Here is a 25,293-nt window from a genome sequence, read left to right as displayed (position 1 = left end):
GACGGTCTTGCGACGTGTGAACGCTTTTATCCTGATGTGCGCGCCATCGCTCGGGCGAGGCGAGTCGCCACTGCAGTCGGGATACGACCGTGGTGGTCACCATGCCGATACCGCACCATCGGAGCGCGGATCACTTGCCCCACTGAGTACGCCATCAACCTCGCGCACCAGCGCGCCGGCATGTCCCATGACCGAGGTATAGGCGGGCAACAGCTCCACCGCATGCCCGGCGTCGCGGAGTGCTTGCACCACTGCCGGATCGAAGCGGTCTTCCAGCTTCAGCGAGGTGCTGGCTTCGCCCCAGGTGCGGCCGAGCAGCCAGCGCGGTGCGGTGATGGCCTGTTGCAGCGGCGTGCCGTAGCGGGCGTAGCGCGAGAACACGGCGGCCTGTGTTTGTGGCTGGCCTTCGCCGCCCATGGTGCCGTAGGCCATGATGCGGCCATCGTCGAAAGTGGCCAACGCCGGATTGAGGGTGTGAAAGGGTTTGCGGCCGGGGGCCAGGGCGTTCCAGCCGTCCGGTGCCAGATGGAAGCTGCAGCCGCGGTTTTGCCAGGTGATGCCGGTGCGCGGCAGCACCAGGCCGGAGCCGAATTCGAAATAGGTGGACTGGATGCAGCTGACCGCGCGGCCGTCTGCGTCGATGGCGCCGAACCACACGGTGTCGCCGGCTTGCGAGGGGTGCGGCCAGGGCAATGCAGTGGTCATGTCGATGCGCGCGGCGAGCGCATCGAGTGCGTCGCTATCGTCGAGCAAGGCTTGTGCGTTCAGTGTCATCCAGGCGGGGTCACCGACATGCGCATCGCGGATCAGGAAGGCCTGTTTGGTGGCTTCGATCAGGCCGTGCAGATGCGCGTAGCTGTCGGGGTGTTCGGCATGCAGGCGGTCGAACAAGGCAAGGATCAGCAGCGAGGCCAGGCCTTGCGTGGGCGGTGCGTGGTTGTAGAGGCGCGCGCCGTGGATGGCGACCGAGAGCGGCACGCTGGGGTCGGCCTGATGCTGTGCCAGGTCGTGCGCGCGTAGCGGGCTGCCGAGTGTCTGCAGGTCGGCGGCGATGTCGTCGGCGAGTGCGCCGCGATAGAAACTCTCCAGGCCGTGGTCGGCCAACCGCCGCAAGGTGCGGGCGAGCTGCGGTTGCTGCAGCAGCGCGCCTTCCTGCAGGGGCGCGCCGTGCGGTTCGAAGATGCTGGCGTAGGCACCGGGTTGCACGCGCAGTTCGGCGCTCTTGCCGGCGGCGATCTGGGCACCGCCCAGGGTCACCGGTACGCCGTCGCTGGCGTGGTGGATAGCCTCCTGCAACAGGCGTTGCAGCGGCAAGGTGCCGCCCGCGTGTTGCAGGGCCAGCGCCCAGCCGGAGACGGTGCCGGCCACGGTATTGGCCGCGCCGGGGCCGCGCCACGGGATGCTGCTGTAGCCCCGGTAGAAATCCAGCGTTGCCGCCTGTGCGGCGCAGCCGCAGGCGTCGATGGCGTGCACGCGGCCATCGGGTTCGTGGATCAGCCAGAAGCCATCGCCGCCGATGCCGGTCATATGCGGGTACACCACCGCCAGGCAGGCGGCGGTGGCCACGGCGGCTTCGATGGCATTGCCGCCGTCGCGCAACACATCGCGCCCGGCCTGCGCCGCGAGGTGGTGCGGGGCCACCACCATGCCGCGGCGCGCGCGCAGGGTGTGCAGCATCAGCGTGTCTCCGGCGGCGGGCTGAAGGCGAGCAGGCCATCGCGTTCAAGCTGCGCGGCGAGCGCGAACAGGCGGTCTTCGCGGCCGGGCGCGGCAATCAGCTGCACGCCCAGCGGCAGCCGCCCGGGACGCGGCAACGGTGCGGCCAGCACCGGGCAGGCGGCCAGCCCCAGCGGTTGGGTGAAGATGCCCAGATTGGCGCGTGCCGATACCGGCAGGCCGTCGATCTGGATGGTGTCCTGGTCGATGCGCGGTGCCACGCACGGCGTGGTCGGCGCGATGAGCACATCCACATCGTCCCATAGCGCGTGCATGGCGCCGGCAAACCAGCGGGCGAAGCGGTGCGCGTCGGCCACGGCGCTGGCGGGAAGCTGCAGGCCGGCCAGCAGGCGATCGCGCGTGGCGGGGTCGAACTGCGCGGCGTGCGTGGCCAGTGCGCTGCGGTGCCGGTGTCCGCCTTCGGCAGCGGTGAGGACGAAGGCGGCTGCGCGCGCGCGTTCGGCCTCCGGCAGTTCGATCGCGGCGGTGCTGTTGCAGGCGGCCAGCACTGCCGCCAGCGCGGCATCGAGGTCTGGATCCAGATTGCGTTGAAACCAGCCGCCCAGGCGTGCGATGCGCAGCTTGCCGGTAGTGGCCGGGGGCAGCGCATGCCCGCGCATCACCTCATAAACACCACGCAGATCGGCCACCGAGGTGGCGAACGGGCCGACCACATCCAATGCATCCACAAACGGAAACACGCCATCCAGCGGCAGCGCGCCATGCGTCGGGCGCAGGCCGTAGACACCGCAGAGCGCGGCCGGCACGCGGATGGAGCCATTGGTGTCCGAGCCGAGCGCGAACGGCACCAGCCCGGCGGCCACTGCCGCGGCCGAGCCGCCCGATGAGCCGCCGGCCAGATGCTGGTGGTCGTGCGGGTTGGCGGTGGTGCCGTAGTGCGCGTTGACGGTGGCAAAGCCGTAAGCGAATTCGTCCATGTTGGCCGTGCCGATCAGCACTGCGCCGGCATCGCTGAGCCGCTGCACAACTGCTGCATCGCGGGCAGCAGGCGGGTAGTGCGCGCGAACCGCGGCACCGGCGGTGGTGACCTGCCCGGCGACATCGAACAGATCCTTGACCACGAACGGCACGCCAGCCAATGCGCCGCCGTCGCTGCCCCCGGCCAGTGCGGCCTGTACGCGTGCGGCATCGGCGGCGGCGCGCGCCGGCAGCAGGCGGGTGATCGCGCACAGGCCGTCGTTGACCTGGTTGATGCGCGTCAGCGTCTGCGTTGCCAGCCGCGCGGCCAGCGTGGGCTGGCTGCGTGTGGTATTGACGATGGACGCAATCTGGCCACGTGGGCCGCTGCCATCACGCGCTGCAGTAGTGGGCGCGTTGAAGGTGGCCAGCAGCTGCGCATGGCCGCGCAGCACTTCGGTATTGCGATCGACGCCGGCCTGCCACTGCGCTGGGAGTTGCATGGGTCACCTTGGGTTGCTGGAGTGGTGCGGGTGCTGGTCTGGCCCCGCTCCCGCCGGGGCGAGAAGGCACGACCTGCGTGCCACTGGCGCGCGTGCATTGGAGCGCCCGCGTCGCAAACGTGGGCTGGGGCGCGGAGCGGGGGTTGCGTTGAGGGTGCCCCGGGAGGTGGAGGTGTGTCGGCTGCTCATTGAGCTGGCTCGTTTTCGTACTCAAGTGGCATTCCATTTATCGGCTGGCGTACCCTCATCCGCCCTTCGGGCCCCTTCTCCCGGTGGGAGAAGGGGGAGCGGCAACCCGACTGCTGGCGGCTGCGGCGCAGTGAGGCGGTCGACCAACAACTGCTCGAATGCCTGCACATCCACCGCATGCACCACGCGTTGCGCCTGCTCGCCCAGGCCCGGCTGGTAGCCCGGTGCCCACGACAGGATGTCGCCATATCCGGCATCGAAGGCGGTGTTGGTGTCGACATACAGCGTCTCCAGCTGCGTGGCCAACGCCGGCTGCAACCACACTGCCGTGGCCAGTTCGTCCCACATCGGAAAGCCAGGCTCGCGTCGGCGCAACGCATGCCCAATGGTGGTGTCGGCCGCGCTCATGCGCGCCAGCAACTCAGGCGTCAGTTCGGTGGCGGTGGAGGGGTCGACCGGCACCATGGTGATCTGGCGCCACGGTGCGCGCATGACGATGCTGGCGGCCTCCGGGTCCCAGCGGATATTGAATTCGCGGCGGGGCGAGTTGACGAATTCGCGCGCGAACTGCCGTGCACTGACACTGTTGCGCTGCTGCCGCGGATTGAGGCTGCCGCCCATGTACACCAGCTCGCGCGCGAGCGTGGCAAACGCCGGGTCCAGCGATTGGGCAAGCGCCAGATTGGTCAACGGGCCGGTGGCAATGATGCTCACCTCGCCCGGGTACTGGCGCACCATGCGCAGCATGAACACTGCTGCCGGCTCGTCGCTGGGGCGCACCACGCCGGGATTGCCCAGCGGCAGGTCCGGCACCACGTCGTGCGCGTGGTAGCGCGGCGCGCTCTGCACGGTGTCGCCCTCCACCCAGTGCTTGGTCCACGCACCTTTCCACACCAGCTTGCCGTACAGCGCTTCCCAGCGTTCGGTGGCCAGCTCGCTATTGAGCAGCGGATGCACCGGGCCGGGCAGCACCGGAATCTGCGGATGGCCGGCCAGTTCCAGCAGCCGGCAGGTGTGCGCCAGCACTTCATCGCGCCAGATATTGCCGCTCACGGCGCTGATGCCCAGCACCTCGATCTCGGGCGATTGCAGCAACAGCAGCTGCGCGGGCGTGAAGCCGTCGATGTCGTCTTCGAGGATGACGCGGCGTTTGGATGGGGCGGTGTGTGGGGAAGTCATTGCGCGTGGTCGTGTGGGTTGAGTGCATTGCAGTGGAGAGGGAGCAGGAAGTCGCCTGTGTAGGAGCGCGCTTGCGCGCGGATGGCGTTGCCGGCAACGCTTCATCGCGCGCGAGCGCGCTCCTACCTGTCATGTGCCAGCGTGTTGTTGCGCCAATAGCGTGCGCTCGTACTGTGCCAGGTCGGCGTCCAGCTGCCATTGCAGCCGTGCCTTCTCGCTGCCTTGGCGAAATGCCTGGCACGCGGCGTCGTCGGTTTCGCTCTGCAAGGCAGAGGCGCAGGCCGGGGCAGCTGCACCATCCGCATTCCACAGGCTGGCGCCGGGCAGGAAGCTGTAGGTCAGGCCATTGCGTGCCAGCTGCTTGAGCGTTGGGTAGTCGATGCCTTGCTCCTGCATGGCGCGTTGATATTCATGGGTCATGTCTGCGCGCGAGACGCCGGCATCGTCGGTGGACAGCACCACCGGGACGCCGGCGTGCAGATACATCGACAACGGGTGCGCGGCGCCCTTGATGCCAAGAATCACATCGTTGCTGGTGAGGTTGATCTCCACCGCCACCTGCTTGCTGCGCATCTGTTGCAGCAGCGCCTGGGCATCGTCTTCGTAGGGCAGATCCACGCCGTGCCCGATCCGGCGCGCGCCAACATCCACCGCCTGGCGGATGTGCGTGCGCAAGTGCGCAGGCGGCACCAGCCCCAGCGTCAGCTCGCCGGCATGCAGGGACAGCGGCACGCCCGGGTAGTGCGCGGCAAAGAAGTGGAACATCGCCATGTGCCGGGTGTAATCGGCCACTGCCACCGGGTTGTCTTCGGGCGCGACGATGTTCACTGCAACCGCGCGACTGCCACCGGCGGTGATCAGCGCATGGGCCAGTGCCATCTGCCCGAACACCATCGGCTGCGGCAGCACGCGCAACACATACGGCACGTAGCGGTAGGCGACCCTGCAGCCGGGACGGGCATCGGCCTGGTCGCAGCGCAGCACGCGGCGGACCTGCGTGTCGGTGGCGGCCAGCTCGCGTTGCGCGGCCTGCACCAGTGCCGGCAAGGCATCCTGCAGGGCGCGCAGGTTCGCGGCATCGTCATCGCCGTTCCAGGGCAGCGCCTGCATGCGCTTGGCGGCCTGGTCCATCTGCGGCGGGTTGGCGATGATCTCCACGTATGGCACACGGTCGCGGGCGGCCTGGTCGAGCACCGCGGCCACGGTGTCGGCCACGTGCGCGCGTACCACCGCGTCGAACTTGCCGAAGGTGCCGAAGAACTGGCCATGCCCGGTGGGTTGCGCGGGGCTGGGGACGAACTTGCGCATCGACAGCGCATCGACCACCCGCCCGTACAACGCAGCATCGCGTGCGGCCAGGCCGCTGGCCGGCTGCTGCCCCTTGCCGCACGGCGGGGCCCGCAGGCTCAGGTCGTCCAGCTGCACGCAGGCACCATCGTCACTGGCCCATTGCAGGTAGTCCTCGGCATAGACAGAGCCGGACAAATGATTGTGCAGATCGCCGCCCTTGGGCATGGCCTGCAACAGCGCGCGCAGCTGCGCAGGTTGCGAGACAGCGGCCTGGAACAGCTGCGCCACCTGCGTCTGGCGTTGTTGCGCCGGCGTTTGCGCAGGGCGTGCGAGCGCTATGTTCGGCAGCACCGCGCATAAGGACAGGAGTAGATAACGATAAAGACGGGGCATGCGATGGGCTCTGAGAAAAAAGGGGCGGCGCCATGGCGCTGCAATGCGTGATGCAACGTGCCGCACCGCGTCTCGCGTGGCCAGAAAAAATGGCGGTACACGCGGCGCGGCAGCGGCCTCATTCCAGCGCATGGCGCAGCACGAACAAGCCAGCGATCGCCCAGGAGGCCGGGTGCACGGCGCGCCAGCGGCCGCTGCCGAGCTTGAGCACCGCATAGGTGATAAACCCAAGGGCCAGGCCGGTGGCGATGGAGTAGGTGAGCGGCATGGCGAGCATGCAGATGGCCGCCGGCAACGCTTCGCTGACATCGTCCCACGGGATCTGCGTGCATTCGCGCAGCATCACCGAAGCCAGATAGATCAGCGCCGGTGAGGTGGCGTATCCCGGCACCATGGCGGCCAGCGGCGAGAACAGCAGCGCGAGCAGAAACAATGCCGCCACTACCAGTGCGGTCAGGCCGGTGCGCCCGCCCACCTGCACGCCGGCCGCGCTTTCCACGTAGGCGGTGGTGCTGGAGGTGCCGAGGAGCGAGCCGGCCAGGATGGCAGTGCTGTCGGCCAGCAGGGCGCGGTCGAACTGGCGGCGTTGGGCCTCGGTACGCAGCAGGCCGGCGCGCTGCGCCACGCCCATCAAGGTGCCGGTGGCATCGAACATTTCCACCAGCACGAACACCAGCACCACATGCAGCACGGCGGTGAGCGCGCCGCTGCCACCATGGCCGTGCAGCGCACCGGCGATATCCAGCTGCAGCAAGGTCGGCGCCAGGCTGGGCGGCAGCGACAGCACGCCCTGGTAGTGCACCAGGCCCAGGGCCAGTGCCGCGGCGGTGACCGCCAGGATGCCGAGCAGCATCGCACCCCGCACACGGCGGACGTCCAGCACCCCGATCAGCAGCAACCCTGCCAGCGCCAGCAGCGGCTCGGGCCGGTGCAGGTCGCCCAGGGTCACCAGCGTCTGCGGATGCGCCACCACCAGCCCGGCCTTCTGCAGGCCGATCAATGCCAGAAACAGGCCGATGCCGGCGGCGATCGCGCTGCGCAAGGTCGGCGGGATGCCATCCACCAGCCAACGCCGCGCGCCAGTGACGGTGAGCAGCAGGAACACGCAACCTGAGACAAATACCAGTCCCAGCGTCTGTTGCCAGCTGTAGCCCAGCGTGCCCACCACGGTGAAGGCGAAGAACGCATTCAAGCCCATGCCCGGCGCCATGCCGATGGGGTAGTTGGCCAGCACGCCCATCAGCAGCGAGCCCAGTGCGGCGGCCAGGCAGGTCGCCACGAACACCGCGCCGTGGTCCATGCCGGTGGTGGCCAGGATGTCGGGGTTGACGAAGACGATGTAGGCCATCGTCAGGAACGTGGTGGCACCGGCCAGCACTTCCGTGCGCGGGGTGCTGGCATGGGCAGCAAGGGCGAATCCGGGCCAGCGCATCAGCGTGCGCCCTCGGCAGGCCACAGGGTGACGAACGAACAGGCAACCATCAGCAGACTCTCTTCGATGCAGGGACAACCCGCGCAGGCACACCGCGCGGGCCGCTCATCTTGCACTGCGCGTGCCGGTTTGCCACCTTGCGTGGTCGGCAGCGTAGCCGGGCCTGGCCATGCCGCCAGGCATCTGCGGCAGCCAATCGCGCCTGCGCTGCCGGTCGACGTGCAGGGCGGCCCTGGCCCGCAGGCCGGTCACGCACTCACAGATCCAGCACCAGGCGCGGCGAGCGGCTGCGTGAGCAGCACAGGGTGATCTGCGCATTGCTGGCGCGTTCGCTGTCGCTGAGCACGCTGTCGCGGTGATCCGGCGTGCCGGCGACCACGCCGGTCAGGCAGGCGCCGCACATGCCCTGTTCGCACGACAACGACACCTCGATGCCGGCATTCAGCAGCGCGCTGGCAATGCTGCAATCGGCTGGCACCTGTACCACACGGCCGCTGGCGGCCAGTTCCACTTCGAAGGCGTGATCGGCATCGTGTGCAAGCGCCGGGTCGGCGGCGGCAAAGTGCTCGCGGTGCACCTGCGCCGCGCGCCAGCCATGGGTCTTGGCAAGCTGCGTGAAATGGTCCATGAACGCCGCCGGCCCGCACAGATACAGTTGGTCGTGTGCGCGCGCCTGTCCGAGTTCCTCGGGCATATGCACACGCGGGCTTTGCCCGCCATCGCTCAGGTGCATCTGCACCTGGCCGTGCAGAAAGCCTTGCTGCAGGCGCTGCGAAAACGCTACATCGGTATGCCGGCGCACGTAGTAATGCAGCACGAAGGGCTCGCCGCGCGCTTCCAGCGCTTCGGCCATCGACAGCAGCGGGGTGATGCCGATGCCGGCGGCCAGCAGCACGTGCCGTTCGCCCGCATGCAGCGGGAACAGGTTGCGCGGGCTGGAAATCTGCAGGCGGTCGCCGGTGCTGAGCTGCTCGCACAGGTGCCGTGAGCCGCCGCGCGAGGCGTCGGCCAGCTTGACGCACAACAGGTAGTGATCGCGCACATGCGGCGCGCTGGCAATCGAATACTGGCGGATCATGCCGTCCGGCAGATGCAGGTCGACATGCGCGCCGGCCTCGAAGGCGGGCAGTCCGGCATCGATCGGTTCCAATCGGATTGCACGCTGGCGATGGCCCTGGTCGATGACCGCGGCAACGCGCACTTCATGCAGGCTCATGGCGTGCTCCTTGGCGGTCAACGCAGGAAGAAGTCGCTGTAGCCCTGGCTGCGCAGGCCACGGCGATAGGCGATGGAACTGCGGTCGGCCGGGATGTGCACTTCCAGCAGCGGGTCCAGCGGCAGGTATTCGGGCCGTTGCGCCTCGACCATGGCGCGGTCTTCTTCGAATACGCGCAGGTTGAAGGCATGCACGTCTTCCACCGGCAGATGGGTGTCGAAATTGCGTGCGATCGGCACCAGCAGCCGGGTCTTGTGCTTGGAGACCGGGCTGGCGGCATTCATGATCACCAGCCGCTTGCCCGGCACCGGAAAATGGATGGTGAGCGTGGCCGTAAACGGCAGATGCACTTCGAAATGCCGCAGCCACTGGAAGTCGGGGTCCACGTCCGGCAGCGGCATGTCCACCGAATAATTGGCCACGCTGCTGAGGTAATCGGCGTTGAAGCCGGTTGGTGTTTCGGTGGTGGTGTAGGCCGGTACTTCGCGCTTGTCCGGCTGGGCGAAGGTGGCGGTGTGCACGAAGGCGAAATGCGCCACGTCGATGAAGCCTTCCAGCTGGCGTGCGGCACTGCCGCCGATGTCGAAGGCCGGGCACACGATCTGCTGGAAGCCGTCTTCGTCCCAGCCCGGCATCGGCGGAATCTGTATTTCCGCATCGCTCACCCCGGCCGGTCTGGACAGGCACACCCAGATCAGCCCGTAGCGCTCGGCCACCGCGTAGGTGTGCAGGCGCATCTTGGCCGGGATGTTCTGGCTGGGGCTGGCCGGGATGTGGTTGCAGCGGCCACCGCTGCCGAAACGCAACCCGTGATAGGCGCACACCACGCCGCCGCCATCGGCCGTGCCCATGCTCAGCGGCACGCCGCGGTGCGGGCAGACGTCGCGCGCGGCCACCAATTCCTCGCCCAGCCGGTACAGCACCAGCGGCTCGTCCAGCAGGGTGGCCTTGAACGGCGCTTCGCTCACCTCGCTGCTCAGCGCCACCGCATGCCAGTGCTGAGCCAGGCGCTGCCAGTCGGCGGCGGCGAAGGTGCAGTGCAGCGGCAGGGCGGGGACGGCGACATCCATGGGGCGGTCTCTGGCATGAGGCGGGAGCGGTGCCGGATTGACTCTAGGAAGCCGGGGGTGTGTGATCAAACATCGTTTTTCCGCCAAGCCATTGCAAAAAATGCAACGCCAACCGAGCTACGCCGCATGCTGACCTTTTCCCGCTTCACCCGTTACTTCATCGAAGTGGCCCGCTGCGGCAGCATCCGCAAAGCCTCCGAGGTGCTGCACGTGTCGGCCTCGGCGATCGACCGGCAGATCCTCAAGGCCGAGGAAGAGCTGGGCGCGCAGTTGTTCGAGCGCCTGCCCGGCCGGCTGCGGCTCACCGCCGCCGGCGAGCTGTTGCTGGTGGACGTGCGCGGCTGGGAGAAGGCCTACGCCCGTACCCTGGAGCGCTTCGACGAGCTCAAGGGGCTGCGCCGCGGGCATGTGGAGATCGCCATGATCGACGCGCTCAGCGAAGGTGTGGTGCCGGCCGCAGTGGCCGCGCTGGTGCAGGAGTACCCGGGCATCACCTTCAACCTGTCCACTGCGCGCAACCAGCGGGTGATGGAAATGGTGACCTCGGCCGATGTGGACATCGGCCTGCTGCTGGACCCGGTGAGCAGCGTGGACCTGGAGGTGCGCGCGTTTGCCGACATCCCGTTGGGGATTGCCATGCCGGTGGGCCACCCGCTGAGCGGCCGCACCGAGCTACAGCTCAGCGAGACGCTGGAACACCGCCTGCTGCTGCCGGCCGCGCCGCTGATCGTGGGCGAGCATGCCAAGGTGCTGTACCAGCGCCAGCACATCGATGTGAAGCGGCTCACCCACTGCAACGACGTGCGCACCCTGCGTGGCCTGGTGCGTGCCGGTGCCGGCGTGGGCCTGATGTCGTGGTTGGATGCCGCCCCGGATGTGGCCGACGGACGCCTGGCCTTCGTGCCGTTCCGCCAGCACCTGACCAAACCGATGACGCTGGCGCTGTGCGTGGCCCCGCAACGGCAGCTCTCGCGCTCGGCGCAGCTGGCAATCCAGGCACTGGCGGCAAAGATCGATGCGATGGCAGTGCCTGCCATGGGGTGAGTGTGTTGCGCAAGCGGCCCTCACCCCTGTCCCTCTCCCGCAGGCGGGAGAGGGGAAATGCTGTGCGTTCGTGCGCGGCCGGGGCGGTGCCGGTGATGAGGTGAGTGTGTTGCGCAAGCGGCCCTCACCCCTGTCCCTCTCCCGCAGGCGGGAGAGGGGAAAGGCTGTGCGTTCGTGCGGACGAGGCGGTGGCTGTGGCGGTTGAGTGTGTTGCGCACGCGGCCCTCACCCCTGTCCCTCTCCCGCAGGCGGGAGAGGGGAAATGCTGTGCGTTCGTGCGGACGAGGCGGTGGCTGTGGCGGTTGAGTGTGTTGCGCACGCGGCCCTCACCCCTGCCCCTCTCCCGCAGGCGGGAGAGGGGAAAGGCCGTGCGTTCGTGCAGGCCGATGGCATGCAGGTACCACTGGCCGCATGCCGATCCCATTGCGGACCTCCCTTCTCCCGCCTGCGGGAGAAGGTGCCCGCAGGGCGGATGAGGGCAATGCGCACCCAGTGAGGGCAACGTCCACCCAGTACAATCACACCTGCTCTTTCAGGCGACACCGCAGCATGCAGTTGATCGATATCGGCGCCAACCTCACCCACGACTCCTTCGACCGCGACCGCAATGCCGTACTGCAACGCGCACGCGATGCCGGTGTGACGCAGTTGGTGATCACCGGCGCCAGCCGCGAGCATTCGCCATTGGCCCTGCAACTGGCGCAACAACACCCCGGATTCCTCTACGCCACCGCCGGCGTGCACCCGCATCACGCAGTGGAATTCACCGCCGAATGCGAAGTGGAAATGCGCACCCTGCAGGCACATCCGCAGGTGGTGGCAGTGGGCGAGTGCGGGCTGGATTACTTCCGCGACTTCGCACCGCGCCCGGCCCAGCACAAGGCCTTCGAACGGCAGCTACAACTGGCCGCCGACAACGGCAAGCCGCTGTTCCTGCATCAGCGCGATGCGCATGACGACTTCCTGTCGATCATGCGCAGCTTCGACGGCAAGCTGGGTGCAGCGGTGGTGCATTGCTTCACTGGCACGCGCGAGGAACTGTTTGCCTATCTGGACCGCGACTACTACATCGGCATCACCGGTTGGCTATGCGATGAGCGCCGTGGCGCGCACTTGCGCGAGCTGGTGCGCAACATCCCGGCCAACCGGTTGATGATTGAAACCGACGCGCCCTACCTGCTGCCGCGCACACTCAAGCCCCTGCCCAAGGATCGCCGCAACGAGCCGATGTATCTGGCGCATATCGTGGAAGAACTGGCGCGCGACCGCGGCGAAGCAGTGGCCGTGACCGCCGCCAACAGCACCTCGGCGGCACGTGCGTTTTTCCGGTTGCCGGCGCCGGCCAGCGCTGCATGAGTGGGCAGCGCGGCGGCTCACGCCGCCAGCAATTCCCACCCTTGCGCATCGCGCAGGCGCAGGCCCGGTTGCGGCGTGTCCACGCTGACGCGCAGGCCGTCGGCCCAGGGCAGCTGCCGTTGTTGCGGAAACCACCGCCGGCGCTGGTCGACCACGATCAACAAGCCGTGGTCATCGCCCAATGCGGCAAAGCCCTCCACGGGCGGAGCGAATGGCCGCAGGCCAAAGTGATGCGCAACGCTGCGCGTCACCACCTCGACGTTGTCGCTGGGTAACCCGATTTCGCTCAGGCACAGCAGTTCTTCGCCGTGGAACTGGCCGGTGCCGGCCGGCGCATCCTGCAAGGCATCGCGTGCGATCAACTCCAGCACCGCACCATCGGGGCCGGCGAAATACACCGACTGCGATTGCCACGGGCCGTCCAGAGCGAAATGCCGGCGACCTTGCGAATCGCCCATCAGGCTGGCGCGCGCGCCGATCCAGTGCGCAGCGGCCTCGAAGCGCGATGGGGCCACGTTGAAGGCCAGGTGCACGCTGCCCACCGATTGCTGGGCCTGCACGCATTCCAGCGTGCTCCACCCGATACGCACGGTATTGCCGTGCGACGGTTGCTGCAGCACATCGCGGTAAAACCGCAGGGTGAGATCGGGATCCAGGCAGGGCAGCACAAGGTGACGGAGATGCATGGCACTCAAGATCGGTGAGGGGCCTGCATTGGACAACCTCAATCGCAGTTGAGGTCAAGCCATGCTGCGCCGGTCGGCAGCCAGGCGCGGCGCCGCTGCGGTCGTCCAGCGCGATGCATGCGTCCGATGCGCTGCATCGCAGAGCCGACGACGCCTCAGATCAACTCCGCCAGCGCCCATAAATGACGTACCAGTGGCGCGCTGTCCAACGCGCCGGGTGCCACCGCCAACGCCAGCCGCGCCAGCGGCATGCGGCCTTCGATATCCAGGTAGCGCACGCCGGGGCGCTGCAGCTGCGCGGTGGAGGCGGGCACCACCGACACGCCCAGTTCGGCGGCGACCAGATTGATGATCGACGACATCTGCGGCGCTTCCTGGGTGATGCGCAAGGTCACGCCCGATTCGCGGCAGGCGGCCAGGATTTCGTCGTACAGGCTGGACCCGAAGCTGCGCGGAAACAGGATGAACGGCTCGCCGGCCAGCGCCGCCAACGGGGCGCTGGCGCGCGCGGCCAACGGATGCGCCGCCGGCACCGCGATCTTCATCGGCTCGTCGGCAAAGCGCAGCAGTTGCAGGTCGGGCGGGGTGCTCAGCCCGTAGCGCACGAACGCCGCATCCAGGCGGCCATCGGCCAGGCCCACCAGCAGGCTGGCGGTGTTGGTTTCTTCCAGCAGCAGCTCGACCTGCGGCCATTGCCGGCGGAAATCGCGGATCAGCCGCGGCACCACCGGGCTGAACGCGGCCGAGGCGGTGAACCCCATGCGCAGCCGGCCGGACTCTCCGCGCGCCACGCGCCGGGCGGTGTCGGCGGCGCGCTCCACGTCGGCCAGCACGCGGCGCACCTCGCCCAGGAACGCCTCGCCGGCCGGAGTCAGCTCTGCGCCGCTGTGGGTACGGCGGAACAGCGGCGTGCCCAGTTCACGTTCCAGCGTCTGGATCTGCTGGCTCAGCGGCGGCTGGCCGATGCCTACCCGCGCCGCAGCCCGGGTGAAGTTGCCTTCCTCGGCAACCGCCAGGAAATAACGCAGGTGACGCAGTTCCATGGGCATCTTTTTTGTATATGGAAGCCGCCAGCATCATATATTGGACAGGAGGTGGGCGCAGGCGAATACTCGCCGTCCCTGGTCTCCAGTGCGCTCCCGTGTCTTCCTCCGATCGTAGTTCCGGCACGTCCGGCCCATCCCTCGGCGCCGACGCCGGCCCGCCCGCAACGCTGCGCATCCGCCTGGCGTTGTTCCTGGCCGGCTTTGCCACCTTCTCGCTGCTCTACAGCGTGCAGCCGGTGTTGCCCGAGTTCGCGCGCGCCTTCGGCGTGGATGCAGCGGTGGCCTCGCTGCCGCTGTCGCTGGCCACCGGCGGGCTGGCGGTGGCGATCTTCTGCGCTGGCGCAGTGTCGGAAAACCTGGGCCGGCGCGGGCTGATGTTCGCCTCCATCGCGCTGGCAGCCGTGCTCAACCTGGTGGCCGCGTTCCTGCCGCACTGGGGCGCGCTGGTGGTGGTGCGCACCTTGTCGGGTATTGCGTTGGGCGGTGTGCCCGCGGTGGCGATGGTGTACCTGGGCGAAGAACTTCCGGCCAACAAGCTGGGGGCAGCCACCGGCCTGTATGTGGCCGGCAATGCCTTCGGTGGCATGACCGGGCGCATTGCGATGAGCGTGCTGACCGACCACACCGACTGGCGCACCGCATTGGCGCTGCTGAGCGTGGTCGACCTGCTGTGCGCTGTCGCGTTCGTGTGGCTGCTGCCGCCCTCCCGCCACTTCGTGCGCCGGCATGGCGTCAACCTGCAGTTTCACCTGCGCGCCTGGGCCGGGCATCTGCGCGACCGCAACCTGCCGTGGCTGTTTGCGTTGCCGTTCCTGCTGATGGGTGTCTTTGTCAGCCTCTACAACTACGCCGGCTTTCGCCTGGGCGGGCCGGAATTCGGTCTGAGCCAGAGCCAGATCGGCATGATCTTCAGTGCGTACGTGTTCGGTATCGTCAGCTCGTCGGTGGCCGGTGCGGCCTCGGACCGGTTCGGGCGTGGCCCGGTGGTCAGCGCCGGCATCGTGCTGTGCGTGCTGGGCGTGGCGCTGACCCTGGCGCATGTGCTGGCGCTGGTGGTGGCCGGCATCGTGCTGGTGACGATCGGCTTTTTCATCGCGCATTCGGCGGCCAGCGCGTGGGTGAGCCGGCTCGGTGGCGCGCATCGCAGCCATGCTGCGTCTCTGTATCTGCTGGCCTATTACGCCGGCTCCAGCGTGGTCGGCGCGCTGGGCGGCTGGTTCTGGCAGCACGGCGGCTGGTCTGGCCTGGTCGGCATGTGCCTGACGCTGCTGGTACTGGCCTTTGCCGCCGCACACGTCCTGCGCCAACGTGCGGACGACGCGCGACCCTACGGGCGCTTTGCGCCGCATCCTGCGCGAGGTGAGTGATGCAGATCGAGCGACTCGGTCATCTGGCATTGACCATGGCCGACGTGGAGGCCACCTGCGCGTTCTACGCACGCGTGCTCGGCATGCAGGTGGTCAGCTTCGGCGAGACGGCGCGCACCAGGGTCGGCCAACGCACATCATCCCGACGGCGGAGTGCGCTTGCGGTGCGTGCGTTGCGGCGTGGCCAGCGCTGACGGATCTTGCGCCAGGCTGGCCAGCAAGCGCGCGCGTCGGCGTTCCAGGTCGGCCAGCTGGCGTTCGATCAGCTGCAGCCGTTGCCGATGCGCCGGCAGGGTTTCCGGGCACAGCGGCGCGCCTTCCACCAGCCGCATGCAATCGGGAAACCGGCGGATGTCGTCCAGGCTGAAGCCGGTGCCGATCAGGCGTTGAATCTGGCGTACCTGCGTCACGCAGCTGGCCGCAAACAGCCGATAGCCATTGGCGCTGCGCGACGACGTCAGCAGGCCCTGGGCATCGTAGTGGCGGAGCGAGCGCACGCTGACGCCGGTGCGCTGCGCCAGCGCGCCGATGCGCATGTCATCGGTGGAAGAGGTGCCCATCTGCCAAGCATACGTGGCACGCAGTGCTTGACCCTCACATTGGTGTGAGGCCCGACGATGCCGTCTTCCCTGTTCTGCAAGGCATCTCCATGTCCATTCGACCCGCTTCACCTGCCTGTGCCCGCTGGTGGCAGCGCACGCTGGCCAGCCTGCTGCTGTGTGTCTGCGCGATCGCGTCAGCAAGCCCATCTGCAACCAGCAACTCGCGCAGCTACCAGGTGACCGCCCCGGACGGCGTGGCCCTGGCCGTGCAGGAGCATGGCGCCGCCGACGGCCAGGCGATCGTGTTCGTGCACGGCCTGCTGGGCAGCCGCATCAACTGGGACGCACAGCTGGCCGACCCGCAACTGCAGGGCTACCGGCTGATCAGCTACGACCTGCGCGGCCACGGGCTGTCCGGCAAACCGACCGCGGCATCGGCGTATCGGGACGGCGCGCGCTGGGCGGACGATCTGGCAGCGGTGCTCAAGGCCACGGATGCCCGCAATGCGGTGCTGGTGGGGTGGTCGCTGGGTGGTGCGGTGATCAGCAACTATCTGAGCCGCTACGGCGATCGCGGCCTGGCGGGCGTGGTGTACGTCGATGGCGTGATCGAACTGCGCGCGCAGCAGTTGGGGGCGCATCCGGCAATCTATCGCGACCTGGTCTCCGACGACCTGCGCACGCATCTGCAGGCAGTCCAGGACTTCCTGCGGCTGTGCTTCGCCACCCAACCGCCTGCGCCGGTGTTCGACACCCTGCTGGCCAATGCAGCGCTGGCCTCGTGGGACATGCAGCGTGCGGTGCAGGGCATGTCCATCGACGTCGCCGGCCTGCAGCGCACCCGCTTGCCGGTGCTGCTGCTGTACGGTGCCCGCGATGCGCTGGTGCTCAGCGAACCGACACTGGCACGTGCGCGCCAGTTGCAGCCGCGCGCACAGATCCACCTGTATCCGGACGCCGGCCACGCCCCGTTTCTGGAAGACAGCCCGCGCTTCAACCGGGATCTGCTGCAGTTCGTGCAGCAGACGGGCGTTGCGCACTGAGTGTTGCGCCCACCCGCGCCGGGAGCGTGCGGACGAGAGGATGCATGGTCAAGAAGGCTGTCCCAGCTGTCAGTGGCCGGCAGGGCGCCGCCTGACCACCGACACCGCCCGCCGCCGGTCCCGCCTGCACGCCTTCTCGTGATGACGCAGCATGCGCTGCGCGCTTGCTTGGAATCGACCAGCGCAGCCCCAGATCTATGAGCGCGCGCATGCACCAGGCGCGGCCGTCGGCGTGCATCCGCCGCCGTCGGTGTTGCGTAGTACGTGCTGGGCCGCGCCGGGTGCCAACGCGCCATGCCACTGTATTTGCTGCGCCATCGAGCAGTGGAGCGGGGGGCCGGTCTGGCAGCGCCTGCAGGGCGGTCGTAACGTGATCCCATGGCTATTGGAGGTGTTCGATGACCGCTGTTCCCGCCCACGACAACGACGCGCTGCAGGCGTTCATCGAGCGCCATCAGCGCCTGTTCGTGCTCAGTGGTGCCGGCTGCAGCACCGATTCGGGCATCCCGGACTACCGCGATCTGCAAGGCGGCTGGAAGCGTCCGCAACCGGTGACCTTTCAGGCCTTCATGGGCGAGCTCTCCACGCGCCAGCGCTACTGGGCGCGCAGCCTGATCGGCTGGCCGCGCTTCGGGCAGGCCAGACCCAACGCCACCCATCACGCGCTGGCCGCACTGGAGGCGCGCGGGCAGCTGGAACTGTTGCTGACCCAGAACGTGGACCGCCTGCATCAGGCGGCCGGCAGTCAGGCGGTGATCGACCTGCACGGCCGTCTGGACGTGGTGCGTTGCATGGGCTGCGAGCGCCGCATGCCGCGCACCGAATTTCAACTGTTGCTTGAGCAGGCCAATCCGGGCTGGGCAGCGCTTGAGGCCGCGCAAGCACCCGACGGCGATGCCGATCTGGACGATGTGGCCTTCGACACCTTCGTGGTGCCGCCGTGCCCGGTGTGCGGCGGCGTGCTCAAGCCGGACGTGGTGTTCTTTGGCGAGAACGTGCCGCGCGAGCGGGTGGAGCGCGCCTTTGCGCATCTGCAGGCCGCCGATGCGGTGCTGGTGGTGGGCTCGTCGCTGATGGTGTATTCGGGCTTTCGCTTCGTGCAGGCCGCCGCGCGCAACGGCCTGCCGATCGCCGCGCTCAATTTCGGGCGCACCCGCGCCGACGATCTGCTCACCTTGAAAGTGGAGCAGTCGTGCGCGCAGGCGCTGGCCTTCCTGCATCAGCCGCCGGACCCGCTGCGCAGCGCGCAGGCCAGGTACGACAGTGCGCGCTCTGCATGACGCTGTGATCCATTGCAGCGGTTGTGTCGCAGCGCCGGGCGCAGTGCAATGGGCGCCCCCATGTTGCGTCTGGATGCTGCCTTGAGCCAGTTGTTCTCCCCCATCGCCTTCGGTCCGCTTGCGCTCGCCAACCGCATCGTCATCGCGCCGATGTGCCAGTACTCCGCGCAGGACGGCCGTGCCGGCGATTGGCACCGCATCCACCTGGGCACCTTGTCGCAATCCGGCGCCGGCCTGTTGATTCTGGAAGCGGCCGCGGTGCTGCCGGAAGGGCGGATCAGTTACGCCGATCTGGGTCTGTACGACGACGCTACCGAGCAGGCGCTGGACGCGGTGCTGCAGTCGGTGCGCCGCTGGTCGCCGATGCCGGTCGGCATCCAGCTGGCACATGCCGGCCGCAAGGCGTCCACCGATCTTCCCTGGAAGGGCGGCGAGGCCATCGCCCCCGATCACGCGCATGGCTGGCAGACGGTTTCTGCCTCGGCCGTGCCGTTCAAGGCCGGCCAACCGGCGCCGCAGGCATTGGACGAGGCCGGCATCGACGCGGTGGTCGCCGCCTTCGTGGACGCGGCCACACGCGCCGAACGCCTGGGCCTGGACCTGATCGAGTTGCATGCCGCACACGGCTACCTGATGCATCAGTTCCTCTCGCCGCTGAGCAACCAGCGCAGCGATGCGTATGGCGGATCGCTGGAAAACCGCATGCGGTTGACGCTGCGCATCTTCGACGCCGTGCGCGCGGCGGTGTCCGCGCGCATTGCTGTCGGTGTGCGCATTTCGGCCACCGATTGGGTGGACGGTGGCTGGGATCTGCAACAAAGCATCGCCTTGTCCAAGGCGCTGGATGCACGCGGTGCGCACTACATCCATGTCTCCAGCGGCGGGCTGGACCCGCGTCAGCAGATTCCGGTGCAGGCCGGCTACCAGATTCCGTTCGCGGAGCAGATCAAGGCGCAGGTCGCCACGCCGGTGATCGGCGTAGGCCTGATCACCGAGCCGGCGCAGGCCGAAGCGATTGTGCGCGACGGCCAGGCCGATGCCATCGCGCTGGCGCGTGGCATCCTGTACGACCCGCGCTGGCCGTGGCATGCCGCCGCCGCGCTGGGTGCCTCGGTCACGCCTGCGCCGCAATACCTGCGCTGCGAACCGCGCGATGCGCGTGGCGTGTTCGCCACTTGATCCGCACCATCAACGCCATTCCGAACAAGGACACCGCATGCCGATAGGGTTTTTGGGCTTGGGCACGATGGGCCTGCCGATGGCGCACAACCTGCTGCGCGGCGGCTTTGCGTTGAGCGTGTGGAACCGCTCGCCGGAACGCGCGCAGTCGCTGCGCGAGGCCGGTGCCACCGTCGTGGACGCGCCGCTGGCTGCGGCGCATGGCCCGCTGCTGTTTTCGATGCTGGCCGACGATCATGCGGTGCGCCAGACCGTGCTGGACGGTGGCGTGCTGGATGCGCTGCCCGCCGGCAGCGTGCACGTCAACATGGCCACCATCTCGGTGGCGCTGGCGCATGAGTTGACCGCCCTGCACGCCGAGCGCGGGGTGGCTTATGTGGCCGCGCCGGTACTCGGCCGTGTCGATGTCGCTGCAGCAGGCAAGCTCAACATCCTGGCTGCCGGCGATGATGCCGCGCTGGCCCGCGTGCAGCCGATGTTCGATGTGCTGGGGCAACAGACCTGGCACATCGGCAGCGCGCCCGAGCAGGCCAATGCCGTCAAACTGGCCGCCAACTTCTGCCTGGCCAGCGCCATCGGCGCCATGGCCGAAGCCAGTGCACTGGCACGCGGCCACGGCGTGGACGCCACCCAGTTCCTGGGCATGCTCACCAGCACCTTGTTCGCCGCGCCCGCGTATCAGGGCTACGGCAAGTTGATCATGCAACGCCAGTACACGCCGGCCGGCTTCACCGCCACGCTGGGTCGCAAGGATGTGGATCTGGCCATCCAGGCCGGTGCCGACAGGCAGGTGCCGATGCCGCTGGGCGAACTGCTGCGCGCCAACCTGGACGAGGCCATCGCCCATGGCGACGGCAACGCCGATTGGGCAGTGCTGGCGGAAGTTGCCGCACGTCGGGCGGGGCAGGCGTAGCGCGGTCGAACGCACTGGCGTCAGTAGGCGTACTGCTTGCGAGGTGAGTTGGTTCAAGAAACGTAGGGCGCTGCTGCAGGCGCACCTTCAGTGCAACGAACATCATGGCCGGGCGCAATGACGCGTCTGCATCTGCACCGCATTGCGGCCAAGGAGCGGGCGCGGCAGACGCCAACGCCGCTGCACTGCACGTCAGAGCGCCGCCACACCGTCATGCCGCGCTCCAGGTGCTGGCTGGCTTGAGGCAATCTGCGCAAGCGGCTAAGGTGCCTGCTCGATTCGGCCAGGCACTGCGCTGCGCGATGCGCAACGCGGTCCGGCCACCACCAGCGCCTTCACGGAGAATGCGATGCGATACCTGCACAACAGGCCCGGTTCCACCGCGTGCCCTTCGCGCGCAGCAGCCTGTGCCGGTGACGCGCAATGACCACCCCGCCGGTCGTCAGCCAGGGCCAGGTCGGCCCGGACCATCCCGAGCATCCGGACCATTATCTGTTCGCGCAGATTCGTGAAGCGGTGGGTGTGCTCGATGCCGAATTGAACAAGCCCACCGACGCGGCCAGCGAGCGCATGGCCGCGCGCTTGTTGCCGCTGGCAAAACAGCATGGCTTCGACCAGGTGGACCACGTGGTGCTCAGCCGTCATCTGGGCGAGGTCGGCGAAAACGTGTTCCTGGTGCGCGGCGATCTGGGCGACCCGGCGCATCTGCGGGCGAACATCACCACCCAGGACGCCATGGACACCTCGGTGGAGGACTCGCTCGCGCAGCTGGATGAAATCAATCGTCGCCTGATGCTGCGTCTGCCGCCGCGCTGAGCGGCACGCGTCATCTCCAGCCCGGACCGGGGCGATGGTGTGACCGCCGCCTTGCCAATCGATAGGCTGCTGCTCGGGTCACGCCAGCGGCGCCGCGGCGACCATCACCGTCGTTCGCGTTGCAGCGTCATCGTTGCTATCGCCGCGCTCGCACCATGCAACAGTTACCGACGCAAGCACTGCGCCGGCGGCGTCATGCATTGGCTATCATTGCGCCGATGCGCTCCGACTACATCCTTACCCTGTCCTGCCCTGATCGCACCGGTATCGTGTACCGCGTCACCGGGCTGCTGTTCGATCTGGCCTGCAATATTCTCGACGCCCAGCAATTTGGCGATGACGAGAGCGGACGCTTCTTCCTGCGCGTGCATTTCGACAAGCCGCCGGGCACGGATATCGCCAGCCTCGAGCAGCGGTTTGCCGTGTTGGCCAACGCATTTCAGATGACGTGGCAGTTGCACGATGCGCGTCGGCGCGCGCGGCTGCTGGTGCTGGTGAGCAAGCAGGGCCATTGCCTCAACGATCTGCTGTTCCGCATGCATAGCCGGCAATTACCGGTGGACATCGCGGCGGTCGTCTCCAACCACACCGACTTCGCGCCGTTGGCGGCGTCCTACGGCATCGCCTTTCATCATCTGCCGGTCAGCGCCGACACGCGTGCCGCACAGGAAGCGCAACTGCTCGCGTTGGTGGATGATCTGCACATCGATCTGGTGGTGCTGGCGCGCTACATGCAGATCCTCTCGCCCGGCCTGTGCCGCGCGCTGGCCGGGCGCGCCATCAACATCCATCACAGCTTCCTGCCTAGCTTCAAGGGCGCCCAGCCGTATCACCAGGCGCACGCGCGCGGGGTCAAGATCATCGGTGCCACTGCGCACTACGTCACCGAAGACCTGGACGAAGGCCCGATCATCGAACAGGACGTTGCGCGCGTCGACCATGCCATGACGCCACGCGACCTGGTGCGCCTGGGCAGTGATACCGAATCGCTGGTGCTCGCCCGCGCGGTGCGCCGCCATGTCGAACACCGCATCGTGCTCAACGGCCATCGCACGGTGGTGTTTCGCTAGCGTCCAGGCCGCATCCCCGTCACCACGGGCTGGTTGCGTCGACGCAATCGGTTCGCATCATGCGCGCGTGTGCGCATGCAGGCCGTGGCGTCACAGCGCTTCCGCCGCCGCACTCTGCGCGCGCACATAGTGCGAGGGTGCACTGCCGGTGTGACGAGTGAAGGCCACGCTAAAGCTGCTGGCCGAGCCGTAACCCACCCGCTGCGCCGCCTGCGCAACGCCAAGCCCGTGTTCTGACAGCAGTGTCTTTGCCAGCGCCATGCGCCACGCCAGCAGATATTCCATCGGCGCCATGCCCATCGCACGATTGAAGCGCGTGAAGAACGAGGATCGCGACAGCGCCGCTTCCCTGGCGAGCGCCTCGACCGTCCACGCATGCGCCGGTGCAGCGTGCAGTGCGCGCATCGCCGCTGCCAGGCGCACATCGGAGAGCGCGCGCACCAGCCCTGGCGTTGTGTCGCTCGCTGTCAGCGAGCGCAAGGCTTCGATCAACAGCACTTCCAATAGCCGCGCAAGCACTTCCGCGCGTGCGGGTCGGGTTGCGCGTGCCTCTTCGCCCACCAGATTCACCAACGTGGCAAGGCGTGGCTCACCACGCACATGCACCAGCCGGGGCAGCAGCGACACCAATAGCGCGGCATCCGGCGAGCCGAAGCTGCAATGGCCAATCACGACACGAAGATCTACCGGGGCGTCCTGCGCACCGATACGGAAACTGCCATCGCCCATATCGGTTGGCACCGTGTGGGCCTGCCCGGCCGACGCCAGCACGCTGGAGAGCGTGATGGCGAGCATGGCGGGTGCCAAAACGAAGTCGCCCGCTTCAAGAACGCGCACCTCGCCATCCTCAAGCGCCAGCCGGCACGATCCTTCGATCACCGCGCAGTAAAACGGGCCTGGCGCATCGGAGCGGCATACCGACCACGCACCAGCGCCAACCACAAGCTTGGAAAACCGTGCCGCCGGCCGGAGCAGCAGTACAACCTCGGCAAGCGGGTCGAGCATCGTTGGACTCTGGCAAATGGATTAAATACTTTCAGATATCGAAAGTATGGTTCTTGAAGCCTAACGTACATCTCTCGTCACGTCACCGAGGGTGCTTCATGCAAACCGTACTCATCACTGGCTGCTCGTCGGGCTTTGGCCTGGCAACCGCCAACTATTTCCTGGAGCGCGACTGGCGCGTGGTCGCCAGCATGCGCACGCCACGCGATGACTTGTTTCCGGCGTCGCCCCGGTTGAAGGTATTGCAGCTCGATGTCACCGATACCGACAGCATCCAGGCCGCGGTTGCTGCGGCAGGCACGATCGACGTCCTCGTCAACAACGCAGGCTTCGGTGCGCCCATGCCGCTGGAACTTGCAAGCCTGCAGTCGGTACGCGAGCTGTTCGAAACCAACACCTTCGGTACGCTTGCAGTGACGCAGGCGCTCTTGCCTCAGATGCGTGCGCGCCGCGCCGGGGTCATCGTCAACGTGTCGTCGAGCGCAACGCTCAAGCCGCTTCCGCTGATCGGTGCCTACCGTGCAGCCAAGGCCGCGGTGAACGCGCTGAGCGAATCGCTGGCCGCCGAGCTGGAGGACTTCGGCATTCGCGTGCGGGTCATCTCGCCAGGCTCGTGCGGAGAGACGGCATTCCGTGCCACCGCTCGTACTGGTCTGCGTGGTCTCGACAACGCGGTCTATGGACCGTTTATGCAGCAGACAATGGCACGCATGAGCGCGTCTACTGGCCCGGGAACCCAGTCGATCGATGTTGCCGAAGCGATCTGGCGCGCAGCCACCGACCTGGACGCGCCGATGTTCATCCCTGCGGGCGCAGATGCAGAACTATGGGCATCCGAAGCGGCTCGGATCGGCCAATAAGACCGCTCGAACGCTGCGCCGCACGCTGGCGGCTCAGTGTGTCGAACATGCGGCGCCGTCACCGATGGTGAGGCACACCGTGAATCCGTCCGTGGAGTTGCGTTGGCGGCATCCGTGCCGCCAACGGTTCCGCAATGGTCAGCACATCGCAGCAGGCCGTTTGCTGGTGTCTTTATCGAGAGGCATGTATGCCGACCATCTCGACTTCAGGCAGCGATTGTTCGTGGCCCGGTCTGTTTGCAGCAACGCACCGGTGCTCCCATGCATGCCGCAATGGTGGCACGCGCGCCGGCCATTTTCGTGCGTATCGCGAACACCGCACTACCTGGCCGCATTCGCATTCATCACCGCATTGCGGTTGGCATCCAGGTACTGCGCCGGGTCGCGCATGCCGGTGGTGTGGCATTGGCCGGTGGTGTGGCCACGATTGACGCCGCCGGGCAGCTGCGCATTGACCTGCTCCACGGTGCCGTCTTCCGGGTCGTTCAACACCAGGTCCGAGGCCGCATTGCAGTAGTCGTTGGTATACCAGTTGGTCTTGGCAAACGAGGTGGTGTAGTAGTTGACCTTGGCGCGCGCATCGGCGGGAATGCCGGCCAACCAGGCCTTGGCGCCGTCGTAGGTCATGTCCGCATTGGTGCCGCAGCCCACGCCGAACCACGACCCCACCGCGGCCAGGACGCCGGATAGATTGGTGCCTTGATACGGCGTGCCCACCGACTGCATCACGCGGCCGCCGCTGGCGTTATCCAGCCCGCTCCAGTAGTAGGTGTACAGGTGCAGCGCGGCCATGCCGCCCTGGCTGTGCGCCACCGTGGAAAACGACGACCACTGGCTGGCGAACTGCGCGATGCGCTGTGCGAACTGGTCGTTGCTGCGGTTCTGCTTGGCGTCCAGGAACGTGGACGCATTGGTGAACTGCGCCTGCGGCCACACGCCGTTGGAGCAGTAGCCGTGCACCAGCACCAGCTGCGAGCCGGCCGCCTGCGGCTGCGCCATCGCGGTGGCACTGGCCAGCGCGGTCGGGCGCGGGCCCATGCGCATGCTTTCGTCGATGCCGCCGGTGGCCCGCGCGATGCTGGCGCGCCGCAATGCGGGCAGCTGCAACGGCAAGCTGCCGGCCTGCACCAAGGGGATGTAATGGTCCGGGTCTTCGATGCGCAGCCCACGCAGCGAGAAC

General features: G+C 67.7%; 21 protein-coding genes and 2 pseudogenes. 11 read left to right on the top strand and 12 right to left on the bottom strand.

From position 1 onward, the window contains the following. Positions 1-96 precede the first annotated feature (96 nt). The 7 genes from OZ10_RS17040 to OZ10_RS17010 form a co-directional block, all read right to left on the bottom strand. A complete protein-coding gene (locus OZ10_RS17040) occupies positions 97-1,677 on the bottom strand; it encodes a gamma-glutamyltransferase family protein (RefSeq protein WP_039566098.1) in 1,581 nt (526 codons plus the stop codon). Further along, complete coding sequence (locus tag OZ10_RS17035; protein ID WP_039566096.1) at positions 1,677-3,137, bottom strand: AtzE family amidohydrolase; 1,461 nt, start codon at positions 3,135-3,137, stop codon at positions 1,677-1,679. The genes OZ10_RS17040 and OZ10_RS17035 overlap by 1 nt, the downstream gene beginning before the upstream one ends. Positions 3,138-3,347: 210 nt before the next feature. After that, on the bottom strand, positions 3,348-4,505 hold the full coding sequence (locus OZ10_RS17030; protein WP_039566094.1) for a nucleoside hydrolase: 1,158 nt from the start codon (positions 4,503-4,505) through the stop codon (positions 3,348-3,350). Between the two features lie 129 nt (positions 4,506-4,634). Beyond that, positions 4,635-6,188 carry an adenosine deaminase family protein gene (locus OZ10_RS17025; protein ID WP_039566091.1) on the bottom strand — a complete coding sequence of 518 codons (1,554 nt, stop codon included), beginning with the start codon at positions 6,186-6,188 and terminating at the stop codon, positions 4,635-4,637. Between the two features lie 118 nt (positions 6,189-6,306). Further along, positions 6,307-7,620 carry an NCS2 family permease gene (locus OZ10_RS17020; protein WP_039411958.1) on the bottom strand — a complete coding sequence of 438 codons (1,314 nt, stop codon included), beginning with the start codon at positions 7,618-7,620 and terminating at the stop codon, positions 6,307-6,309. Positions 7,621-7,876: 256 nt separating this feature from the next. Further along, a complete protein-coding gene (locus OZ10_RS17015; RefSeq protein ID WP_039566104.1) occupies positions 7,877-8,836 on the bottom strand; it encodes a PDR/VanB family oxidoreductase in 960 nt (319 codons plus the stop codon). Positions 8,837-8,853: 17 nt separating this feature from the next. Beyond that, positions 8,854-9,906 (bottom strand): aromatic ring-hydroxylating oxygenase subunit alpha, encoded by a 1,053-nt coding sequence (locus OZ10_RS17010; RefSeq protein ID WP_039411955.1) that lies wholly within the window; start codon positions 9,904-9,906, stop codon positions 8,854-8,856. A 126-nt stretch (positions 9,907-10,032) separates the two neighbouring features. Between OZ10_RS17010 and OZ10_RS17005 the strand changes: the two genes are divergently transcribed. Further along, on the top strand, positions 10,033-10,950 hold the full coding sequence (locus OZ10_RS17005) for a LysR family transcriptional regulator (protein WP_039411952.1): 918 nt from the start codon (positions 10,033-10,035) through the stop codon (positions 10,948-10,950). Between the two features lie 549 nt (positions 10,951-11,499). Next, complete coding sequence (locus tag OZ10_RS17000; protein ID WP_039411036.1) at positions 11,500-12,306, top strand: TatD family hydrolase; 807 nt, start codon at positions 11,500-11,502, stop codon at positions 12,304-12,306. Positions 12,307-12,323: 17 nt separating this feature from the next. Here the strand turns inward: OZ10_RS17000 and OZ10_RS16995 are convergent, their stop codons facing one another. Both OZ10_RS16995 and OZ10_RS16990 read right to left on the bottom strand, forming a co-directional pair. Continuing rightward, positions 12,324-12,992: a VOC family protein gene (locus OZ10_RS16995; RefSeq protein WP_039411035.1), complete on the bottom strand. Its 669-nt coding sequence runs from the start codon at positions 12,990-12,992 to the stop codon at positions 12,324-12,326. A gap of 155 nt (positions 12,993-13,147) precedes the next feature. Continuing rightward, positions 13,148-14,035 carry a LysR family transcriptional regulator gene (locus tag OZ10_RS16990; RefSeq protein ID WP_039566088.1) on the bottom strand — a complete coding sequence of 296 codons (888 nt, stop codon included), beginning with the start codon at positions 14,033-14,035 and terminating at the stop codon, positions 13,148-13,150. Positions 14,036-14,133: 98 nt separating this feature from the next. Between OZ10_RS16990 and OZ10_RS16985 the strand changes: the two genes are divergently transcribed. Further along, positions 14,134-15,405, top strand: a complete 1,272-nt coding sequence (locus OZ10_RS16985; RefSeq protein WP_039566087.1) for an MFS transporter — start codon at positions 14,134-14,136, stop codon at positions 15,403-15,405. After that, positions 15,405-15,521 (top strand): annotated as a pseudogene (locus OZ10_RS21600) (VOC family protein); the annotation flags it as partial. The gene OZ10_RS16985 and the pseudogene OZ10_RS21600, both read left to right, overlap by 1 nt. 21 nt (positions 15,522-15,542) lie before the next feature. Here the strand turns inward: OZ10_RS21600 and OZ10_RS16980 are convergent. Further along, positions 15,543-15,965 (bottom strand): MerR family transcriptional regulator, encoded by a 423-nt coding sequence (locus tag OZ10_RS16980; RefSeq protein WP_039566086.1) that lies wholly within the window; start codon positions 15,963-15,965, stop codon positions 15,543-15,545. Positions 15,966-16,054: 89 nt separating this feature from the next. Between OZ10_RS16980 and OZ10_RS16975 the strand changes: the two genes are divergently transcribed. From OZ10_RS16975 to purU, 6 genes are all read left to right on the top strand, one after another. Continuing rightward, positions 16,055-16,990 (top strand): alpha/beta fold hydrolase, encoded by a 936-nt coding sequence (locus OZ10_RS16975; protein ID WP_039566084.1) that lies wholly within the window; start codon positions 16,055-16,057, stop codon positions 16,988-16,990. A 398-nt stretch (positions 16,991-17,388) separates the two neighbouring features. After that, the gene (locus tag OZ10_RS16970; RefSeq protein ID WP_039411025.1) at positions 17,389-18,270 is read left to right on the top strand and encodes an NAD-dependent protein deacetylase; all 882 of its coding nucleotides are present in this window, start codon (positions 17,389-17,391) and stop codon (positions 18,268-18,270) included. 60 nt (positions 18,271-18,330) lie between these two features. Further along, the gene (locus tag OZ10_RS16965) at positions 18,331-19,449 is read left to right on the top strand and encodes an NADH:flavin oxidoreductase/NADH oxidase (protein WP_039411039.1); all 1,119 of its coding nucleotides are present in this window, start codon (positions 18,331-18,333) and stop codon (positions 19,447-19,449) included. 37 nt (positions 19,450-19,486) lie between these two features. Then, positions 19,487-20,362 carry an NAD(P)-dependent oxidoreductase gene (locus OZ10_RS16960; protein WP_039411023.1) on the top strand — a complete coding sequence of 292 codons (876 nt, stop codon included), beginning with the start codon at positions 19,487-19,489 and terminating at the stop codon, positions 20,360-20,362. Between the two features lie 423 nt (positions 20,363-20,785). Further along, on the top strand, positions 20,786-21,178 hold the full coding sequence (locus OZ10_RS16955; RefSeq protein WP_039566082.1) for an XVIPCD domain-containing protein: 393 nt from the start codon (positions 20,786-20,788) through the stop codon (positions 21,176-21,178). A 218-nt stretch (positions 21,179-21,396) separates the two neighbouring features. Further along, positions 21,397-22,248: a formyltetrahydrofolate deformylase gene (purU, locus tag OZ10_RS16950; RefSeq protein ID WP_039411020.1), complete on the top strand. Its 852-nt coding sequence runs from the start codon at positions 21,397-21,399 to the stop codon at positions 22,246-22,248. Between the two features lie 90 nt (positions 22,249-22,338). On the opposite strand, the gene OZ10_RS16945 is transcribed toward purU, so the two are convergent. Beyond that, positions 22,339-23,253 carry an AraC family transcriptional regulator gene (locus tag OZ10_RS16945; RefSeq protein ID WP_039566079.1) on the bottom strand — a complete coding sequence of 305 codons (915 nt, stop codon included), beginning with the start codon at positions 23,251-23,253 and terminating at the stop codon, positions 22,339-22,341. A 98-nt stretch (positions 23,254-23,351) separates the two neighbouring features. Here OZ10_RS16945 and OZ10_RS16940 point away from each other — a divergent pair, with 98 nt between their 5' ends. Further along, positions 23,352-24,113, top strand: a complete 762-nt coding sequence (locus OZ10_RS16940; RefSeq protein ID WP_039411016.1) for an SDR family oxidoreductase — start codon at positions 23,352-23,354, stop codon at positions 24,111-24,113. A 321-nt stretch (positions 24,114-24,434) separates the two neighbouring features. On the opposite strand, the pseudogene OZ10_RS16935 reads toward OZ10_RS16940, so the two are convergent. Continuing rightward, a pseudogene (locus OZ10_RS16935) lies at positions 24,435-25,293 on the bottom strand (choice-of-anchor X domain-containing protein); the annotation flags it as partial.

Source organism: Xanthomonas cannabis pv. cannabis, assembly GCF_000802365.1.
Classification (GTDB): domain Bacteria; phylum Pseudomonadota; class Gammaproteobacteria; order Xanthomonadales; family Xanthomonadaceae; genus Xanthomonas; species Xanthomonas cannabis.
Note: the sequence above shows the minus strand (reverse complement) of the source record. Positions and strands in the feature narration are given on the sequence as shown.

Bases quoted from the DNA above. Each gene is read 5' to 3' on its own strand.
- OZ10_RS17040 (WP_039566098.1), bottom strand. From the start codon at position 1,677: ATGCTGCACACCCTGCGCGCGCGCCGCGGCATGGTGGTGGCCCCGCAC.
- OZ10_RS17035 (WP_039566096.1), bottom strand. From the start codon at position 3,137: ATGCAACTCCCAGCGCAGTGGCAGGCCGGCGTCGATCGCAATACCGAA.
- OZ10_RS17030 (WP_039566094.1), bottom strand. From the start codon at position 4,505: ATGACTTCCCCACACACCGCCCCATCCAAACGCCGCGTCATCCTCGAA.
- OZ10_RS17025 (WP_039566091.1), bottom strand. From the start codon at position 6,188: ATGCCCCGTCTTTATCGTTATCTACTCCTGTCCTTATGCGCGGTGCTG.
- OZ10_RS17020 (WP_039411958.1), bottom strand. From the start codon at position 7,620: ATGCGCTGGCCCGGATTCGCCCTTGCTGCCCATGCCAGCACCCCGCGC.
- OZ10_RS17015 (WP_039566104.1), bottom strand. From the start codon at position 8,836: ATGAGCCTGCATGAAGTGCGCGTTGCCGCGGTCATCGACCAGGGCCAT.
- OZ10_RS17010 (WP_039411955.1), bottom strand. From the start codon at position 9,906: ATGGATGTCGCCGTCCCCGCCCTGCCGCTGCACTGCACCTTCGCCGCC.
- OZ10_RS17005 (WP_039411952.1), top strand. From the start codon at position 10,033: ATGCTGACCTTTTCCCGCTTCACCCGTTACTTCATCGAAGTGGCCCGC.
- OZ10_RS17000 (WP_039411036.1), top strand. From the start codon at position 11,500: ATGCAGTTGATCGATATCGGCGCCAACCTCACCCACGACTCCTTCGAC.
- OZ10_RS16995 (WP_039411035.1), bottom strand. From the start codon at position 12,992: ATGCATCTCCGTCACCTTGTGCTGCCCTGCCTGGATCCCGATCTCACC.
- OZ10_RS16990 (WP_039566088.1), bottom strand. From the start codon at position 14,035: ATGGAACTGCGTCACCTGCGTTATTTCCTGGCGGTTGCCGAGGAAGGC.
- OZ10_RS16980 (WP_039566086.1), bottom strand. From the start codon at position 15,965: ATGGGCACCTCTTCCACCGATGACATGCGCATCGGCGCGCTGGCGCAG.
- OZ10_RS16975 (WP_039566084.1), top strand. From the start codon at position 16,055: ATGTCCATTCGACCCGCTTCACCTGCCTGTGCCCGCTGGTGGCAGCGC.
- OZ10_RS16970 (WP_039411025.1), top strand. From the start codon at position 17,389: ATGACCGCTGTTCCCGCCCACGACAACGACGCGCTGCAGGCGTTCATC.
- OZ10_RS16965 (WP_039411039.1), top strand. From the start codon at position 18,331: ATGTTGCGTCTGGATGCTGCCTTGAGCCAGTTGTTCTCCCCCATCGCC.
- OZ10_RS16960 (WP_039411023.1), top strand. From the start codon at position 19,487: ATGCCGATAGGGTTTTTGGGCTTGGGCACGATGGGCCTGCCGATGGCG.
- OZ10_RS16955 (WP_039566082.1), top strand. From the start codon at position 20,786: ATGACCACCCCGCCGGTCGTCAGCCAGGGCCAGGTCGGCCCGGACCAT.
- purU (WP_039411020.1), top strand. From the start codon at position 21,397: ATGCGCTCCGACTACATCCTTACCCTGTCCTGCCCTGATCGCACCGGT.
- OZ10_RS16945 (WP_039566079.1), bottom strand. From the start codon at position 23,253: ATGCTCGACCCGCTTGCCGAGGTTGTACTGCTGCTCCGGCCGGCGGCA.
- OZ10_RS16940 (WP_039411016.1), top strand. From the start codon at position 23,352: ATGCAAACCGTACTCATCACTGGCTGCTCGTCGGGCTTTGGCCTGGCA.